Annotated in this window: 15 protein-coding genes and 2 riboswitches; of the genes, 5 read left to right on the top strand and 10 right to left on the bottom strand. The window is 69.3% G+C overall.

The features are described from left to right. Window positions 1-336 precede the first annotated feature (336 nt). Window positions 337-1,200, bottom strand: a complete 864-nt coding sequence (locus OHO27_RS12275) for a thioesterase family protein (RefSeq protein ID WP_328423166.1) — start codon at window positions 1,198-1,200, stop codon at window positions 337-339. Between the two features lie 147 nt (window positions 1,201-1,347). Here OHO27_RS12275 and OHO27_RS12280 point away from each other — a divergent pair, with 147 nt between their 5' ends. Further along, window positions 1,348-2,586, top strand: coding sequence for an alpha/beta hydrolase (locus tag OHO27_RS12280; protein ID WP_328423168.1), 1,239 nt, complete (start codon window positions 1,348-1,350; stop codon window positions 2,584-2,586). Here OHO27_RS12280 and OHO27_RS12285 read toward each other — a convergent pair. The 9 genes from OHO27_RS12285 to OHO27_RS12325 form a co-directional block, all read right to left on the bottom strand. After that, window positions 2,495-3,151 carry a trimeric intracellular cation channel family protein gene (locus OHO27_RS12285; RefSeq protein WP_328423170.1) on the bottom strand — a complete coding sequence of 219 codons (657 nt, stop codon included), beginning with the start codon at window positions 3,149-3,151 and terminating at the stop codon, window positions 2,495-2,497. The genes OHO27_RS12280 and OHO27_RS12285 overlap by 92 nt on opposite strands. 63 nt (window positions 3,152-3,214) lie before the next feature. Next, window positions 3,215-4,504 carry an ABC transporter ATP-binding protein gene (locus OHO27_RS12290; protein WP_328423172.1) on the bottom strand — a complete coding sequence of 430 codons (1,290 nt, stop codon included), beginning with the start codon at window positions 4,502-4,504 and terminating at the stop codon, window positions 3,215-3,217. Beyond that, window positions 4,501-5,598 (bottom strand): ABC transporter ATP-binding protein, encoded by a 1,098-nt coding sequence (locus tag OHO27_RS12295; RefSeq protein ID WP_328423174.1) that lies wholly within the window; start codon window positions 5,596-5,598, stop codon window positions 4,501-4,503. The genes OHO27_RS12290 and OHO27_RS12295 overlap by 4 nt, the downstream gene beginning before the upstream one ends. Beyond that, window positions 5,595-6,602 carry an ABC transporter permease gene (locus tag OHO27_RS12300; RefSeq protein ID WP_328423176.1) on the bottom strand — a complete coding sequence of 336 codons (1,008 nt, stop codon included), beginning with the start codon at window positions 6,600-6,602 and terminating at the stop codon, window positions 5,595-5,597. Before OHO27_RS12300 ends, OHO27_RS12295 begins: the two co-directional genes overlap by 4 nt. 69 nt (window positions 6,603-6,671) lie before the next feature. Next, a complete protein-coding gene (locus OHO27_RS12305) occupies window positions 6,672-8,423 on the bottom strand; it encodes an ABC transporter substrate-binding protein (RefSeq protein WP_443059536.1) in 1,752 nt (583 codons plus the stop codon). Window positions 8,424-8,481: 58 nt separating this feature from the next. Next, window positions 8,482-9,480: an ABC transporter permease gene (locus tag OHO27_RS12310; RefSeq protein WP_328423180.1), complete on the bottom strand. Its 999-nt coding sequence runs from the start codon at window positions 9,478-9,480 to the stop codon at window positions 8,482-8,484. Window positions 9,481-9,842: 362 nt separating this feature from the next. Continuing rightward, entirely contained in the window at window positions 9,843-10,601 is a 759-nt protein-coding gene (locus tag OHO27_RS12315) for an enhanced serine sensitivity protein SseB C-terminal domain-containing protein (RefSeq protein ID WP_443059705.1), read from the bottom strand. 206 nt (window positions 10,602-10,807) lie between these two features. Continuing rightward, the gene (locus tag OHO27_RS12320) at window positions 10,808-11,599 is read right to left on the bottom strand and encodes an enhanced serine sensitivity protein SseB (RefSeq protein ID WP_328423184.1); all 792 of its coding nucleotides are present in this window, start codon (window positions 11,597-11,599) and stop codon (window positions 10,808-10,810) included. 82 nt (window positions 11,600-11,681) lie between these two features. Continuing rightward, window positions 11,682-12,356, bottom strand: a complete 675-nt coding sequence (locus OHO27_RS12325; RefSeq protein ID WP_328423185.1) for an AAA family ATPase — start codon at window positions 12,354-12,356, stop codon at window positions 11,682-11,684. Between the two features lie 168 nt (window positions 12,357-12,524). Then, window positions 12,525-12,623, top strand: a riboswitch (glycine riboswitch). Beyond that, window positions 12,624-12,751: riboswitch (glycine riboswitch) on the top strand. A 37-nt stretch (window positions 12,752-12,788) separates the two neighbouring features. Here OHO27_RS12325 and gcvT point away from each other — a divergent pair. The 4 genes from gcvT to OHO27_RS12345 all read left to right on the top strand — a co-directional run bounded on the left by gcvT (window position 12,789) and on the right by OHO27_RS12345 (window position 17,152). After that, window positions 12,789-13,910, top strand: a complete 1,122-nt coding sequence (gene gcvT / locus OHO27_RS12330) for a glycine cleavage system aminomethyltransferase GcvT (protein WP_328423186.1) — start codon at window positions 12,789-12,791, stop codon at window positions 13,908-13,910. 121 nt (window positions 13,911-14,031) lie between these two features. Next, window positions 14,032-14,409 carry a glycine cleavage system protein GcvH gene (gene gcvH, locus OHO27_RS12335; RefSeq protein ID WP_328423188.1) on the top strand — a complete coding sequence of 126 codons (378 nt, stop codon included), beginning with the start codon at window positions 14,032-14,034 and terminating at the stop codon, window positions 14,407-14,409. A gap of 15 nt (window positions 14,410-14,424) precedes the next feature. Continuing rightward, window positions 14,425-15,699 (top strand): serine hydroxymethyltransferase, encoded by a 1,275-nt coding sequence (gene glyA, locus OHO27_RS12340; protein WP_328423190.1) that lies wholly within the window; start codon window positions 14,425-14,427, stop codon window positions 15,697-15,699. Between the two features lie 85 nt (window positions 15,700-15,784). Then, complete coding sequence (locus OHO27_RS12345; RefSeq protein ID WP_328423192.1) at window positions 15,785-17,152, top strand: L-serine ammonia-lyase; 1,368 nt, start codon at window positions 15,785-15,787, stop codon at window positions 17,150-17,152. Window positions 17,153-17,160 lie beyond the last annotated feature (8 nt).

The following is a 17,160-nucleotide window of genomic DNA, read 5'->3' on the forward strand; positions in this document are numbered from 1 at the left end:
ACGAGTCGCCGGACCCGCAGGCCGCCAGGGCCAGGGGCGAGAGCGCCAGCAGGGCCACAGCGGGGAGGAGACGCGCACGCTTCATGAGAGACAGCTCCAAGGAAGATGAGGAAACTGAGGAAGTCCTGGGCGCGAACTCAACCAACGCCGCTTAGGGCTCCCTTGAGGCCCGGCTGTCGAGGGCCTGTGCGCCGGGCAAAGCGCACCTCAACACACTCCGCTGACCTGCGACTTTCCTTGGATACTCAGCCAACTCGCTGGTACAGGGCCGTGACACGGCGGAGCCGGATCGCAGCACGGCCCCGCACGCCGGGACCCCGCACCACCAGGGCCGCTTCAGCCGAGCCGCACCCTCGCCAACTGCCTCGACTGCGCCACCAACCGGTCCGCGCTGTCCCACACTTCCGCGTCCTCCTCCAGGAAGCCGCCGGCGAGGTTGCGGGTGGTGATGGACACGCGCAGGGGGCCCGGGGCCGGGCGGCAGCGGATGTGGACGGTCAGTTCGACCGTCGGGACCCAGCCGGAGATGCCGATCTCGAAGGCCGTCGGGGGCAGCGCGTCGACGGCCAGGAGCAGGGAGAGGGGGTCGGCGTCGCGGCCGTCCGCGAGGCCGAACCAGGCCCGCATCTCGCCCTTGCCCGAGGGCTGCCCGAGTGCCCAGCCCAGGGTGGACGGGTCGAGCTTGAGCATGAGGCGGTCGGCGATGGCCGAGCTGCCGGAGACGGGAGCGGGGCCGTCTTCGGGGCCGAAACAGTGGTCCATCGGCGGGATCGCGGGCGGCTCGGCCGTCGTACGGACGTCGTCGGGGAGGGCGCCGAGGTCGCCGTAGGAGGCGAGGACGCGGATGCGTTCGACCTCGCGGCCCTGCTCGTCGTACTGGAAGAGCGAGGCGGTGCCGGTCGACAGGGTTCGCCCGGTGCGCACCACTTCGGTGCGGACGACCGCCGGGCCAGGCTGGGACGCGGTGAGGTAGTGCGCGGAGATGGTGAACGGGTCACCGTGCGGGAGTGCGTCCGCGAGGGCGCGGCCGAGGACGGCCAGCAGGTATCCGCCGTTGACGGCGCTGATGATCGTCCACCCGGCGGACAGGTCGATGTCGTAGACGCCGGGTTCGCGCAGGGTCAGCGCGGTGTCGCGGTCGAACTCGCTGTCGCCGATCGTGGCCCGGGAGGCCGTCGGGGCAGAGGCTGCTTCTGGCATGGATGAACGGTACAACAGCTAACTACTAAGCGGTAGCTTTTTCCGTCGAAGGGGACGCGCCCCCTTCCGGACGAGATGTGCGCAACTCTTCGGCAAGTGCCCCGGCTCGCCCGAAACCCGAAGCCCGCTGTGGCCCTCTATGAGGACATGAGTCTCACCGGGACCCCGTTCCTCTACACGTTGATCGCGCTGTGCGTCGTCGCCGTCGCGCTGCCGCTGGTCCTGTGGTCACGAGTGCGTGGGCCCAAGGTCGTGCGGGGCGCCGCCCGGGTGCTGATGCTGCTGTTCGCCCAGGCCACGGCGGTGGCGCTGGTCTTCACCATGGTGAACAACTCCAACCAGCTGTACGACAGTTGGGGCGATCTGCTCGGCACCAGCGACCATGTGCACGAGGCCGCCGACCTCGGGGCGAGCGGCACGGGCGGGATCGCGCTGGAGAAGCTGCCCAAGGTGCGGCAGACGTTCAAGCCTGCCAAGGGGCCGGGTATGCGCGCGGAGGGCGGGGTGCTCGTCACGCAGCTCAAGGGCGGGGTCTCCGGAGTGCACGCCGAGGTCAACGTCTGGCTGCCGCCGCAGTACCACGAGCCCGCCTACCGCAATCACCGGTTCCCGGTCGTCGAGGTGCTGCCGGGCTTCCCGGGCTCGTCGAAGGCCTGGTACGGGACGATGGACGCGCCCCAGCAGCTGGCGCCGCTGATGCGCAGCGGGCAGGTCGAGCCGTTCATCATCGTCTCGCCGCGCACCTCGTTGCTGCCCGGCGTGGACACCGGCTGCGCGAACATCCCGGGCAAGGTGAACGCCGACAGCTGGCTCAGCGTCGACGTGCCGCGGATGGTCATGGACAACTTCCGCGCCCAGGCCGCGCCGGACGGCTGGGCCGTCGCCGGGTACTCGGCGGGCGGGCACTGCGCGGCCAAGCTCGCCGTCGCGCACCCCGACCGCTACCGGGCCGCGGTCAGCCTGTCCGGCTACAACGACCCCGTGGCCGTACCCCAGTCGCTCGCCGCCAAGTCCCCCGCGCTGCGGGCCGCGAACAACCCGTACGACCTCCTCAAGAAATCCCGTGTCCCGCCGCGCGTGGCGCTCTACCTCTCCGGTCAGCCGAAGGACGGGTACGAGGCGGCCATGGCCGTCGAGCGGGCCGCGAAGGCGCCGACGACCGTGGACGTGGTGTTCATCCCGAGCAGCGCGGGCGGTCACACCATGGCGCTGTGGAAGCCGCAGGTGGTCCCGGCGTTCCGCTGGCTGAGTGAGGTGATGGGGCCCCCGCAGCAGACCCGTACGGCGCCGGGCGCTACTCCTCTCGCACCGTCGACCGCCGGTTCCAGGCCCGCGGAGCTCGCCAGTGGAACCGCATCGCGAGCAGCCGCAGCACGAAGGCCGTGACGGCCGCGAGGGTGCTGGTGAGCGGGGTCAGGGCGTCGTAGTGGATGCACAGGACGGTCATCGTGGCGCCGACGATAGCCGGGACCGCGTACAGGTCGCGGTCCCAGCGCAGCAGTGACGGCACCTCGTTGGCGAGAACGTCGCGCAGCACACCGCCGCCCACGGCGGTCGCGAGGCCCAGGGCGACGGAGGCGGTGAGGTTGAGGCCGTAGTCGTACGCTTTCGTCGTCCCGGCGACGCAGAACAGGCCGAGTCCCGCCGCGTCGAAGACGTTCACTCCGGTCTGGATGCGCTCCACGTGCGGGTGGAGGAAGAAGACGAGCAGCGCGGCGAGCAGCGGGGTGAGGAAGTACCCCAGATCCGTGAAGGCGGCCGGGGGTACGGCGCCGATGACCACGTCCCGGAACAGCCCGCCGCCCAGGGCGGTGACCTCGGCGAGGACGGCGATGCCGAAGACGTCGAAGTTCTTGCGGACCGCCAGCAGCGCGCCGGAGATGGCGAAGACGAAGATGCCGATCAGGTCGAGCGTGTGCTGGACGGACGGGCTGAACAGTTGCTGGAGCACCGGCACATTCTCGCTCAGCACAAGGCCCCCGCCTTGCAAAGGAAGGCGGGGGCCGGGGCTGGGTTACTTCTTTTCGTCCGAAGTTTCCGCAGCGGACTCCGCAGAGGCCTCAGCCTCGGCGGCCTCGTCGGAAGCCTCGTCCGCCGGTGTCTCCTCGGACTCCGCAGTCTCGGACTCCGCGGCCTCGGATTCCGCAGCCGCCGCCGGCGCCTCCTTGGAAACCGGGGCGTCAGCTGTCTCCTCCGCCGGCACCAGCTCCGCGGCCTTCTTGGCCACGGTCAGCAGCACCGTGTCCTGCGGCTGCTGGTCCTCGAAGTTCTCCGGGTGGTGGCAGGCCACCCGCTGGCCGGGCCTCAGCTCCAGCAGCGGCGGCTCCGTCGTCCGGCAGATCTCCGTCGCCTTCCAGCACCGCGTGTGGAAGCGGCAGCCGCTCGGCGGGGAGATCGGCGAGGGCACGTCGCCGCGCAGCAGGATGCGCTCGCTCTTGGCGCCCCGGCGCTTGGGGTCCGGCACCGGCACGGCGGACATCAGGGCCTTGGTGTACGGGTGCATCGGCGCCTCGTACAACGAGGTGCGGTCGGCGAGCTCGACGATCTTGCCGAGGTACATCACCGCGATCCGGTCCGAGACGTGCCGTACGACGGACAGGTCGTGGGCGATGATCACGTACGTGAGGCCGAGCTCCTGCTGGAGGTCGTCCATCAGGTTCACGACCTGGGCCTGGATCGACACGTCCAGCGCGGACACCGGCTCGTCCGCCACGACGAGCTTCGGCTTCAGGGCGAGCGCCCGGGCGATGCCGATGCGCTGGCGCTGACCGCCGGAGAACTCGTGCGGGTAGCGGTTGTAGTGCTCGGGGCTCAGACCCACCAGCTCCAGGAGCCGCTGGACCTCCTTCTTCACCCCGCCCTCGGGCTCGACGCCCTGGAGCCGGAACGGCGCCGAGACGATGCCGCCGATGGTGTGCCGGGGGTTCAGGGAGCCGTACGGGTCCTGGAAGATCATCTGGATGTCCCGCCGCAGCGGACGCATACCGGCCGTGCTCAGCCGCGTGATGTCCTGGCCCTCGAAGTGGATCGAGCCGCCCGTGGGGTCCTGGAGGCGGGTGATGACCCGGCCCATGGTCGACTTGCCGCAGCCGGACTCGCCGACCACGCCGAGGGTCTCGCCCTTGCGCACCTCGAAGTCGATGCCGTCGACCGCCTTGACCGCGCCGACCTGACGCTGGAGGACGCCCTTGCGGATCGGGAAGTGCTTCTGCAGGCCCTCGACCTTGAGCAGCACCTCACGCTCCGCAACGGGAGCCGACGCCTGCGCCGGGACGGCCGCGTCCGATTTCTTCGTCTCACTCACAGCTTCGGCGCAATCTCTTCGGTCCAGATCCGCGTACGGTCCTCCGCCGAGAGGTGGCAGGCGGAGAAGTGTCCACTGCCGACCGGCTGGAGCTCCGGGCGCACGGTACGGGTGACATCGCCCTTGGGGATGTCCGCGTACGGGCAGCGGGGATGGAAGGCGCAGCCCGAGGGGACGTTGATGAGGCTCGGCGGCTGGCCCTTGACGGGGATGAGCCGTTCCGAGGTCTCGCGGTCGATGCGCGGCATCGAGCCGAGCAGGCCCCAGGTGTACGGGTGTTGCGGCCGCTCGAAGACGTCGTCCACGCTGCCGCGCTCCACGCACCGGCCGCCGTACATCACCAGGACGTCGTCGGCGATCTCGGCGACCACGCCGAGGTCGTGGGTGATCAGGACGACCGCGGAGCCGAACTCCTTCTGCAGGTCCCGGATGAGGTCGAGGATCTGCGCCTGGACGGTCACGTCGAGGGCGGTCGTCGGCTCGTCCGCGATGAGCAGTTCGGGGTTGTTGACCAGCGCCATGGCGATCATCGCGCGCTGGCGCATACCGCCGGAGAACTCGTGCGGGTAGCTGTCGATACGCTTGCCGGGCTCGGGGATGCCGACCCGGTCGAGCATCTCGACGGCCCGCTTGCGCGCGGCCTTCTTACTGACGTCGTGGTGGACCCGGTACGCCTCCACGATCTGGTTGCCGATCGTGTAGTACGGGTGCATCGCGGACAGCGGATCCTGGAAGATCATCGCCATCTCGCGGCCGCGCAGTCGGCGCACCTCGTCCGGCTCGGCGGAGATCAGCTCCTTGCCGCCGAGCCAGATCTCGCCGGACATCCGGACGTTCTTGCCGCGTGCCCCGAGCCGGTGCAGGCCCATGATCGCCAGCGAGGTGACGGACTTGCCGGAGCCCGACTCGCCCACGATACAGAGGGTCTTGCCCTTCTCCACCTGGAAGGTGAGTCCGTCGACGGACTTGACCAGGCCGTCGTCGGTGGGGAAGTGCACCTTGAGGTCTCGGACCGCGAGGAAGGCGTCGGAGCCGTTCGAGGGTGAGCTGGTCGGCTCGCCCACGGCGGCACCGGTCTTGGAGAGTTCGGTCACGAGAGCCTCACGCGCGGGTCGGCGGCGGCGTAGAGCAGGTCCACCAGGAGATTTGCGATCACGACGAAGAAGGCGGCCAGCAGGGTGACGCCGAGGATCGGGGGCAGGTCGTTGTCAGTGATGCCCTGTACCGCGTACTGGCCGATGCCGGGCAGCGAGAACACGGTCTCGGTGATCACGGCGCCGCCGAGCAACAGGCCCAGGTCCATACCGAAAACGGTGATGATCGGGGTCAGCGCCGCCCGCAGCCCGTGCCGGGCCACGACCTTGCGCTCGCGCAGGCCCTTGGCGCGGGCCGTGCGGATGAAGTCCTCGTTCATCGTCTCCAGCATGCCCGAGCGGGTGAGCCGCGCGTAGATGGCGGAGTACAGCAGGGCGAGCGAGCACCAGGCGGGGATGAGCGTGTTGGCCCATTGCGCCGGATTCTCGGTGAACGGTACGTAGGTGCGGCCGAAGATCGGCCATTGGAAGGTGAAGAGCAGCAGCGCCAGGTTGCCCGTGAAGAACATGGGCAGCGAGACACCGGCGAGCGCGACGCCCATGAACGTGCGGTCGAAGAAGCTGCGGGGCTTGAGCGCGGAGACCACGCCGATCAGCACACCGGACACCAGCCACAGCACGGCGGCACCGCCGGCCAGCGAGAGGGTCACCGGAAGGCGCGAGGTGAGCTGCGGCCACACCTCGACGTGGTTCTTGAAGGAGTAGCCGAAGCACGGCGCGTTGCACTGCGTCGTGGTCGGACCCAGGTCATAGGTGGCGCCGGCCACGATCCCCTTGATGAAGTGCCAGTACTGGACGTACAGGGGCTGGTCCAGACCGAGGTTCTGCTTGACCGCGGCGATGTCGGCCTTCGTCGGGCTCTTTCCGATGTACTGCTGCGCGAGCTGGTCGGCGGTCTGGCCGGCCATCCGTGGCAGCAGGAAGAAGATCGCGAAGGTGACCGCGGTGACGACCAGCAGCAGGATCACTGCCGCGAGCGTCCGACGGAGGATGTACGAGATCACGGGGACCGGCGCTGGTGCCCGCGGGCCGCAAAGCCCGCGGGCACCAATGCCTTCACCTGCCTTCCGGGGCTACTTCTTGGTCGTGCCGATGTTGAGGTAGTCGTACTGACCGCTGAAGGCCGCCGTGGACACCAGGTTGGTGAAGTTGGCGGGGCGGTACAGCAGGACCTTGAAGTAGGTCAGCGGGACGATCGCCGCCTGGTCCATGGCGAGCTTGTCGATCTCGGCGTACATGCTGTTGCGCTGGGCCTCGTCCTCGGTGGCGATGGCCTTCTCCAGCATCTCGTTGATCTGCTTGTCATCGAGGTACGAGAGGTTGGTGTTGCCCGAGGCGCCGATCGCGTCACCGTGCAGGATCTGCTGCAGGAAGCCGTAGCCGCCCGGCCAGTCGGCACCCCACTGCATCATGTGCAGACCGATGTTCTGCTTCTTGTCGAACTCCGGCACACCCGCGTAGTCGGTGAAGTACTTGCCCGACGGGTACTGCTTCAGGCTGGCGTTGATGCCGACCTTCTTCAGCGAGGCGATGATCGCGGTGGCCGCGTCGATCTCCTGCGGGCGGTCGCTGCGCGCCGAGATGTTGGTGGTGATGGTCGACTTGCCGCAGGCCTTCAGCTGCTCCTTGGCCTTGGCCGCGTCGCCCTTGTTGCCGTCGGTCGCGTAGGTGTCCGCCTTCTTGTAGCCCGGGATGTCCGGCGGAAGGACGGTGGTGGCGATGTCACCGCGGATCGGGCCGCCCTCGGCGGTCTGCACGGAGACCTTGTCGATGGCGAACTGGACGGCCTTGCGGCACTCGACCTTGTCGAACGGCGCGACCTGGGTGTTGATCGCCATGTAGACCAGGCGGCCACCGTAGGTGTTGTCCGTGTTGGCCTTCAGGTCGGCGCTGTTGACGACCTTCGCCTGGGTCGCGGCCTGGACGCCGGTACCACCGAGGTCGATCGCGTCACCGGACTGGACGTCCTGGTCGATCGTCTCGGCGTTGACCTTGAGCTTGACGACGATCTTGTCCGGGTACTGCTTGCGCAGCGGGTCCGTCTTCGCGTCCCAGTTCTTGTTGCGGACGAGGACGGCCTGCTTGCCCTCCTCGTAGCTCTCGAACTGGTACGAGCCCGAGGACACGATGCTCTTGACGTAGTCGATGCCCTTGTCCTTGGCCTGGGGCACCGGTGCCGTCTGCGGCGTCGCCACCAGGTAGTCGAACTCCTGGAAGGCACGGTTGAGCTTGAAGACGACCGTGGTGTCGTCCGGCGTCTCGATGGACTTCAGGCCCTCGGCGCTCTTGTCCTTGTAGGGGCCCTTGTACTTGTCGCCGCCCTCGAGGAACTGCTGGAAGTAGTTCGGGCCGAGGGAGAGCACATCACGCGCGAAGTTGGAGCGCTCGACGGCGTACTTGACGTCCTTCGAGGTGATCGGCGTGCCGTCCTGGTACTTCAGGCCCGAACGCAGCTTGTACGTCCACGTCTTGCCGCCGTCGCTCGGCACGCCCGCGCTCTCGGCGAGGTCCGGCACGAGCTCGTTGCCGGCCTCGCCGGGTCCGGGCTTGAAGGTCATCAGCGGGCGGGCGTAGAGCCGGCTGAGGTTGTACATGTACGCGTAGTACGTGTTGCCAGGGTCGAAGGAGTCCGGGACGTCCGAGTACTCGTACGTGACCGTCCCACCCTTCTGGGTGGAGGCGTTGACGACACCCTTGGTCGCTGCGTTGGCCCCAGCCGACTTGTTTCCGTTGTTGTCCGAGTTGTCATCGGCCTTGCTGCAGGCCGAAAGCAGCAAGCTCGCACTGCCGACGACCGCGACCGCGGCCAGCATTGACCTTCGCATGATGGTCTGCTTCCCCTCCATTGTTGGAAATCTTTGGGACTCTCGCCGCGGCCGCGGATCAGCGGCTGCGCGGGTCGAGAGCGTCACGGAGACCGTCGCCGAGCAGGTTGAAGGCAAGGACGGTCACGAAGATGGCGAGGCCAGGAACGATCATGAACTGGGGATCGACCTGGTAGTAGTCGACCGCCTGGTTGATCATTCCGCCCCAGGAAGCCTGCGGAGGCTGGATGCCGACGCCGAGGAAGCTCAGGGACGCCTCGAAGAGGATGTTGGTCGGGATGAGCAGCGTCGAGTAGACGATGATCGGGCCCACGAGGTTCGGCAGCAGCTCCCGGAAGAGGATGTACGGACCCTTGGCCCCCATCCCCCGCGAGGCGTCGACGAACTCCCGCTCGCGCAGGGCCAGTGTCTGGCCCCGGACGATGCGGCCCAGGTAGGGCCAGTTGAAGAAGCCGATGACGAAGATCAGCACACTGATGTGCAGCGGCAGGCCTTCCAGGCCGAAGGCACCGCCCTGCAGGGTGGCGGAGATGGCGATCGCGAACAGCAGGAGAGGGAACGCCAGGAAGGTGTCCATCAGTCGGCTGATGATCGTGTCGACGCGTCCGCCGTAGTAACCGGCCACCACGCCGAGGACGGCGCCGATCGTGTTGGACAGGATCGTGGCGCCGAAGGCGACGACCAGCGAGACCCAGGAGCCCTCCAGGATGCGGGTGGCGATGTCCCGGCCGAACTTCGGCTCCACACCGAGCGGGTGCTCCCAGCTCATGCCGCCGAAGTCACCCTTGGGCAGCGACGTGTTGGGGTCGATCAGATCCTGGTTCAGGGCGTTGGGGTCCAGGCCGAACATCGCCTGGATGGGGCGGGAGAGGATCGCGAGCAGGATCAGCAGGATCACGATGACCCCGCCGGCCACAGCCACCTTGTCCTTCTTGAACCGGGACCAGGCGATCTGGCCGAGGGAACGCCCCTCGATCTGGCTCTTCTCGACGCCGGAGAGAACGGCCTCGGGCTGCGCGCCGGCCTCCGCTCCGGTTGTCTCGATCGGTGCGGTCACAGTGAGATTGACCCCTCTCGGCCGGCGGTTGCCGACCCCCCTGGCTGCCGCTGTAGCGGTTGCTTCCACTCGTACACAGGACCGACCGGCCCGTGTCTTGCCGGGAGTCTTCAACGCTTTGGCGATCTGTTGCCAGAGTTGGCGGGGAAAGGATGCGCAACCGTGATGCTGTCTGAGGGGTTCCGTTATCCGAACAGTGGGTATCGGCCGCCGGACGGGGTCCAGTTGGGGCGTATGAGGGCGGACCGGGACCTTCCGATCGCATCTACGCGCGAAGATCGGCCTGGGAAACCGCAGCAGACGACCCTTTGCACCTACGACAGTCGGGTTGCCGACTGATCAGCAGGTTAGCCGACAAATGATCAGTAACGGCCCTGTGCCGGTGGGTAGCCGTAGCCGGCCACCGGTGCCTGCGCGGGGGCAGCGACGTGTGCCTCACGGTCGTAGAACGGGCGGGCGCTCACTCTCATCCACATGGCGACCGGGTCGTCCTCGTCGGACATCGCCACGGTCGAGACCGGCAGCCCGTCCGGGACCGCGCCGATCGACTGCGACATCATCGAGCGCACCGAGTCGACCGCGGGCGGGCTGGTGTCGAACACGTCGAGCCCGATGGCGAGATACGGCGCACCGAGCGCCGGCTGCACCCAGGCGCGGCGCAGCGAGCGGACCGCCGGGGTGCGGTGGGCGTTCTGCGCGAGGAGGGCGTAGAACTGCGGGATCTCGATGCCGGGTTCCGCCAGGCGCAGCGGGCCGGCGGGCTGGCGGTCCAGGCCGGTGGCGATGCGGCGCAGGTCGAGCCACGGGATGCCGACGCCGCCGCCGGGGGCGTGCGGGTTGAGCCAGAGGCCGAAGTGGTCCGGGTAGAGGGTGCGGGCCACGTCGACTCCGTCGACGACCTCGTAGCTGCGGTTCCAGCCGCTGGCCGACAGCTCCTGGGCGGAGGTGACGCACGGGGCGTAGCCGTAGCCCTCGACGTCCATGTTCCCGTACTGGGCGTCCGGGGAGCCGCCCTGGCCGTGCCACAGCAGCATCCAGACCTGGCCGGAGGACGGGGTCGCGAGCGCGCGCAGGAGGGCCTCGTAGGCGTCGTAGCGCCCGGGCGTCACCTGGCGCAGCATGTGCTCGACGCTGCCGCTGAGGCTCGCGCTCACCTGTAGTACCGCCCCTTCTGAAGAGTTGCCCCGCATTGAGTGACAGCTTAGGCGCCCAGTAGCTCGGGCCTTGTTCTGCGTGCGCGTGTGCGGGTGCATGGTGGCTGGTCGCGCGGCGGAGCCGCACATTGATGCAGTCCCGCGCCCCTGGCGGGCGCTGCCCGCTAGGGACGCTAGAAGTCCCGCTGATAGAAGGGCCTTACCTGCGCCCGCATCCAGGCGATCACCGGGTCCTCGGCCACGTCCAGCAGGACCAGGTTGACCGGCCAGGGCACCGGGGCGCGGTTGAGGGCACGGGCCAGGGCGTCCATGGGGGCGGCGCGCAAGTCGCCCTCCCAGAGGGAGAGTTCCACGCCGATGAACATCACCGGGGCCGCCGTCTCGATCGAGGCGAGGCAGCGGCGGGCCGTCGTGACCACGCCGGTTTCGGCGAACTCGGCGGACGCCACCGCGAGGAAGTCGATCGGGTCGTCCTGCCAGTCCGGCTCGTAGAGCTTGACGCGGCCCCCGGAGGTGAGGCCTTCCAGCGGGGTGCGGCCCACGCGGCAGAGCTCGGCCACCGCCGCCGGGGGCAGCGGGACGCCGACCACGCCGTCGGGATTGACGGCCATGCCCACCTGCGGCGGCAGACCGCGGGCGAACTCCACCGCGGGGGCGATGGTGAACGACATGTGGGAGCCGACCACCTGGCGGAACTGCTCCTCGGAGCTGAAGACCGGCACGTACGCCTGGCCCTCGATCTCCACCGTCGGCAGGTCCAGCGGGCCGCTGTCCGGGCCGCCGCCACTGGGCAGGGGCACCCAGACGAAGCTGCGGCCCAGCACCTCGATGATCCGGCCGCCGGCCGAGGGGAGGCCGAGGGAGGCCGAGAGCACCTCCTCCAGTTCGTTGCCGGGCCATCCGCCGTGGGAGTGGAGGTGTGCCCCTGCCGGGAAGTCCGCGGGGAGTTCCGCCGGGAAGTCCATCTACTTCTCAACCGCCTGGTGTGAACCGCTGCTGTGGCTCAAAAGGCTAGCGGGTGGCCGTCCCGTACAGGTCCTCGGCCGGTCAGCCCGTGAACCCGATCCGGCGCAGTACGCCCGCCGCCTCCCGGTCGATCAGCACCGCCGAGCCGCATCCCGGGGGCAGGTGGCCCTTCTCCACGGAGCGCAGCAGGTGGGCCGCGGCCCTGCGGTGGCGCAGGAAGGCGTACCGCGAGACGCCCCGGCCGCGCTCGCGCTGGCCCTCCAGGGCCGTGCCCGGGTCGACGTCGAGCAGCAGCAGGTGCAGGGTGCCGCCGCGACGGCGGGCCTCGCGGGCCAGCCAGCCGCGCACCCAGGCCTGCGTACCGCAGTCGTGCACGACGACGCCCTGGCCGGAGCGCACGGCGCGGCGCAGGCCGGCGTAGTGCGCGAGGCGGGCCAGGGGGCGGTAGACGGCATAGGGCAGGAAGCCGGGCATGCGGGCGTCCCAGCGGTCCCGGGTGTCCTGGGAGTCGATGCGGGCGCCCTGCACCGTCCGCCGCATCAGCGTCGACTTGCCGCTGCCGGGCAGCCCCGTGATCACGACGAGGTCCTCGGGGGCGAAGAGCAGCGCGTGCGGGCTGTGGCCGGAGCGTTCGCGAAGGTCACGGACCACCGGTGCGACGCACGTGCCCGGGGCCTCGACGGCCGGGGCCGCGGGCTGCTTGGGCAGCGCGATGCCCGACGTCGTGGCGTACGCCGTGGTGCGCTTCACCGTCATCGTCCTCCTCCGGTTCAGGATTCCCCATCCCCACTGAGCGTAAAGAGAAGGTAATGGATGATCTCCCGCATTTTCGTTCACTTCCTGCCACAACCCCGTTACAGACGTGGCCTGCCGAAGACGGGCCGGGCGTGCAATGATGTCCGCGCCAACTGCATACCGGCCGTTCGAATCCGCGCGGGAGAGTCCCCAGCAGTGCATCGCTGGGGCGCCGAAGGAGCAAGTCCCTCCCTTGAATCTCTCAGGCCCCGTTACCGCGCGGGCGAGGCACATCTGAAAAGCGAGTCCCCCTTTTCGCCGAGAAGAGGCGTGGGCTCCACCCAAGGTGCAAGCCCTGACCTGGCCCTCGGCCGGTCATGGCGAACCTCTCAGGTTCCGATGACAGATGGGGAGGAACGACCTCGCCGTCATGCCTTGGGAGAAAACCGTCCGATGAGCAGTACTGAAGAACTCCGTCACACCGCGCTCGATGCCCTCCATCGCGCGCTCGGGGCGACGATGACCGACTTCGCCGGCTGGGACATGCCCCTGCGCTACGGCTCCGAGCGCGACGAGCACAACGCCGTGCGCACCCAGGCCGGGCTCTTCGACCTCTCCCACATGGGCGAGATCACCGTCACCGGCCCCGCCGCGGCGGCCTTCCTGAACCACGCCCTGGTCGGCAACATCGCCTCCGTCGGCGTCGGCCGCGCCCGCTACACCATGATCTGCCGGGCCGACGGCGGCATCCTGGACGACCTGATCGTGTACCGGCTCGCCGAGACCGAGTACATGGTCGTCGCCAACGCCTCCAACGCCCAGGTCGTGCTGGACGCGCTGACCGAGCGGGTCGCCGGCTTCGACGCCGAGGTCCGTGACGACCGGGACGCGTACGCCTTGCTCGCCGTGCAGGGCCCGGAGTCCCCCGGCATCCTCAAGTCGCTCACCGACGCCGACCTGGACGGCCTGAAGTACTACGCCGGTCTGCCCGGCACCGTCGCCGGCGTCCCCGCCCTCATCGCGCGCACCGGCTACACCGGCGAGGACGGCTTCGAGCTGTTCCTGAAGCCGGAGCACGCCGTCGAGGTGTGGCAGGCGCTGACCAAGGCGGGCGAGGGCGTCGGCCTGATCCCGTGCGGCCTGTCGTGCCGGGACACGCTGCGGCTGGAGGCGGGCATGCCGCTGTACGGCCACGAGCTGTCGACCTCTCTCACGCCCTTCGACGCCGGGCTCGGCCGGGTGGTGAAGTTCGAGAAGGAGGGCGACTTCGTGGGGCGCGAGGCGCTCGCCGAGGCCGCCGACCGTGCCGCGCAGAACCCGCCGCGCGTCCTGGTCGGCCTGGTCGCCGCGGGGCGTCGCGTCCCGCGCGCCGGGTACCCGGTCGTCGCCGGCGGCGAGGTGATCGGCGAGGTCACCTCCGGTGCGCCCTCCCCCACGCTGGGCAAGCCCATCGCGATGGCGTACGTCGACGCGGCGCACGCGGCGCCGGGCACGGCCGGGGTCGGCGTGGACATCCGCGGCAGCCACGAGCCGTACGAGGTCGTGGCGCTGCCCTTCTACAAGCGGCAGAAGTAACTCCAGAAGCAGAGACTGGCAGCGGCCCCTGCGTGAGCCTGCGCACATTTGTGCTGCTCACGCACGTTTCCAGCGGTCCCCCCTTCATCACCACTCCCGCGCGTACAGGAGAATTCAGGCCATGAGCAACCCCCAGCAGCTGCGCTACAGCAAGGAGCACGAGTGGCTGTCGACCGCCGAGGACGGCGTCTCGACGGTCGGCATCACCGAGTTCGCGGCCAACGCGCTCGGCGATGTCGTCTACGCCCAGCTCCCCGAGGTCGGCTCGACCGTGACCGCGGGTGACACCTGCGGCGAGCTGGAGTCGACCAAGTCCGTGTCGGACCTGTACTCCCCGGTCACCGGTGAGATCACCGAGATCAACGAGGACGTGGTGAACGACCCGGCGCTCGTGAACTCGGCCCCCTTCGAGGGCGGCTGGCTGTTCAAGGTACGCATCACGGAGGAGCCGGCCGACCTGCTCTCCGCCGACGAGTACGTCGCCCACACCGCCGGCTGAGGAGTTACACCCCTTATGTCTGACAAGTCGCTTCTGAACACGCCCCTGCACGAGCTCGACCCGGCGATCGCCGCCGCGCTCGACGCCGAGCTGGAGCGCCAGCAGTCCACCCTGGAGATGATCGCCTCCGAGAACTTCGCGCCGGTCGCGGTCATGGAGGCGCAGGGCTCGGTCGCCACGAACAAGTACGCCGAGGGCTACCCGGGCCGCCGCTACTACGGCGGCTGCGAGCACGTCGACGTCGCCGAGCAGATCGCCATCGACCGGGTCAAGGAGCTGTTCGGCGCCGAGTACGCCAACGTCCAGCCGCACTCGGGCGCCTCCGCCAACCAGGCCGCCCTGTTCGCGCTGGCCCAGCCCGGCGACACCATCCTGGGCCTGGACCTGGCCCACGGCGGCCACCTCACGCACGGGATGCGGCTGAACTTCTCGGGCAAGCAGTTCAAGGTGGTCCCGTACCACGTGGACACCGAGACCGGCCTGGTCGACATGGCCGAGGTCGAGCGGCTCGCCAAGGAGCACCGCCCGAAGGTGATCATCGCCGGCTGGTCGGCGTACCCGCGCAAGCTGGACTTCGCCGAGTTCCGCCGGATCGCCGACGAGGTCGAGGCGTATCTGTGGGTCGACATGGCGCACTTCGCCGGTCTGGTCGCGGCCGGGCTGCACCCGAACCCGGTCGAGCACGCGGACGTGGTCACCTCCACGACGCACAAGACGCTGGGCGGCCCGCGCGGCGGCATCATCCTGGCGAAGAAGGACTTCGCGAAGAAGCTGAACTCGTCCGTCTTCCCGGGCTTCCAGGGCGGTCCCCTGGAGCACGTGATCGCGGCCAAGGCGGTCTCCTTCAAGGTCGCCGCGAGCGAGGACTTCAAGGAGCGCCAGCGCCGTACGGTCGAGGGCGCGCGGATCCTCGCCGACCGTCTGACCGCCGCCGACGCCCGCGAGGCCGGCGTGAACGTGCTGTCCGGCGGCACCGACGTGCACCTGATCCTGGTGGACCTGCGCGAGTCGGAGCTGGACGGGCAGCAGGCCGAGGACCGCCTCCACGAGGTCGGCATCACGGTCAACCGCAACGCCGTCCCGAACGACCCCCGCCCGCCGATGGTGACCTCGGGTCTGCGGATCGGTACGCCGGCGCTGGCGACCCGCGGTTTCACGGCCGAGGACTTCGCCGAGGTCGCGGAGGTCATCGCCGCGGCGCTGAAGCCGTCCTACGACGCGGACGCGCTGAAGGCCCGGGTCAGGGCGCTCACGGACAAGCACCCGCTGTACCCCGGTCTGAACAAGTAGTTCCTTTCTGTGGGGTGTCCCGCACACTCGTAGGTGAGCGGGACACCCCACGCCCCTGTTCCACCCCGTATTGAGGAGTCCCCCCGTGGCCATCTCGGTCTTCGACCTGTTCTCGATCGGCATCGGCCCGTCCAGCTCCCACACGGTCGGCCCGATGCGCGCGGCACGCATGTTCGCCCGCCGTCTGCGCAACGAGGGTCTGGTGGACTCCGTCGCGTCCGTACGCGCCGAGCTGTACGGCTCCCTGGGCGCGACCGGCCACGGCCACGGCACCCCCAAGGCGGTGCTGCTCGGCCTGGAGGACGCCTCCCCCCGCACGGTGGACGTGGAGAGCGCCGACGAGCGGGTGGAGGCGATCAAGAGCGAAGGCCGGCTGCGGCTGCTCGGTGAGCGCGACATCCCCTTCTCCTTCGACGAGGACCTGGTCCTGCACCGCCGCAAGACACTGCCGTACCACGCGAACGGCATGACGCTGTGGGCGTACGACGCGTCCGGCGGGGAGCTGCTCTCCAAGACGTACTACTCGGTGGGCGGCGGCTTCGTCGTCGACGAGGAGGCGGTCGGCGCGGACCGCATCAAGCTGGACGACACGGTCCTGAAGTACCCCTTCCGCACCGGCGACGAGCTGCTGCGCCTGACGCAGGAGACGGGTCTGTCGATCTCCGCGCTGATGCTGGAGAACGAGCGGGCCTGGCGCACGGAGGAGGAGATCCGCACGGGTCTGCTGGAGATCTGGCAGGTGATGCGGGAGTGCGTGTCGCGGGGGATGTCCCGGGAGGGCATCCTGCCGGGCGGCCTGAAGGTGCGCCGCCGGGCCGCGAACACGGCCCGCAAGCTGCGCTCCGAGGGCGACCCCAAGGCGCTCGCCATGGAGTGGATCACGCTCTACGCGATGGCCGTGAACGAGGAGAACGCGGCGGGCGGCCGCGTCGTGACCGCCCCGACGAACGGCGCGGCCGGCATCATCCCGGCGGTCCTGCACTACTACATCAACTTCGTGCCCGGCGCGGACGAGGAGGGCGTGGTCCGCTTCCTGCTGGCCGCCGGTGCGATCGGCATGCTCTTCAAGGAGAACGCGTCCATCTCCGGCGCCGAGGTCGGCTGCCAGGGCGAGGTCGGCTCGGCCTGCTCGATGGCGGCGGGCGCGCTGGCGGAGGTGCTCGGCGGCTCCCCGGAGCAGGTCGAGAACGCCGCCGAGATCGGCATGGAGCACAACCTCGGCCTGACCTGCGACCCGGTCGGCGGCCTCGTCCAGATCCCGTGCATCGAGCGCAACGGCATGGCCGCCGTGAAGGCGGTCACGGCGGCGCGGATGGCCATGCGCGGGGACGGCTCGCACAAGGTGTCCCTGGACAAGGTCATCAAGACCATGAAGGACACGGGCGCCGACATGTCCGTGAAGTACAAGGAGACGGCCCGGGGCGGGCTGGCGGTCAACATCATCGAATGCTGATCCCGTGC

Source organism: Streptomyces sp. NBC_00443, assembly GCF_036014175.1.
Taxonomy (GTDB): domain Bacteria; phylum Actinomycetota; class Actinomycetes; order Streptomycetales; family Streptomycetaceae; genus Streptomyces.

Excerpts from the sequence above, each read along its gene's own strand:
- OHO27_RS12275 (WP_328423166.1), bottom strand. The coding sequence starts at position 1,200 with ATGCCAGAAGCAGCCTCTGCCCCGACGGCCTCCCGGGCCACGATCGGC.
- OHO27_RS12280 (WP_328423168.1), top strand. The coding sequence starts at position 1,348 with ATGAGTCTCACCGGGACCCCGTTCCTCTACACGTTGATCGCGCTGTGC.
- OHO27_RS12305 (WP_443059536.1), bottom strand. The coding sequence starts at position 8,423 with ATGCGAAGGTCAATGCTGGCCGCGGTCGCGGTCGTCGGCAGTGCGAGC.
- OHO27_RS12315 (WP_443059705.1), bottom strand. The coding sequence starts at position 10,601 with ATGCTGCGCCAGGTGACGCCCGGGCGCTACGACGCCTACGAGGCCCTC.
- OHO27_RS12320 (WP_328423184.1), bottom strand. The coding sequence starts at position 11,599 with ATGGACTTCCCGGCGGAACTCCCCGCGGACTTCCCGGCAGGGGCACAC.
- OHO27_RS12325 (WP_328423185.1), bottom strand. The coding sequence starts at position 12,356 with ATGACGGTGAAGCGCACCACGGCGTACGCCACGACGTCGGGCATCGCG.
- gcvT (WP_328423186.1), top strand. The coding sequence starts at position 12,789 with ATGAGCAGTACTGAAGAACTCCGTCACACCGCGCTCGATGCCCTCCAT.
- gcvH (WP_328423188.1), top strand. The coding sequence starts at position 14,032 with ATGAGCAACCCCCAGCAGCTGCGCTACAGCAAGGAGCACGAGTGGCTG.
- glyA (WP_328423190.1), top strand. The coding sequence starts at position 14,425 with ATGTCTGACAAGTCGCTTCTGAACACGCCCCTGCACGAGCTCGACCCG.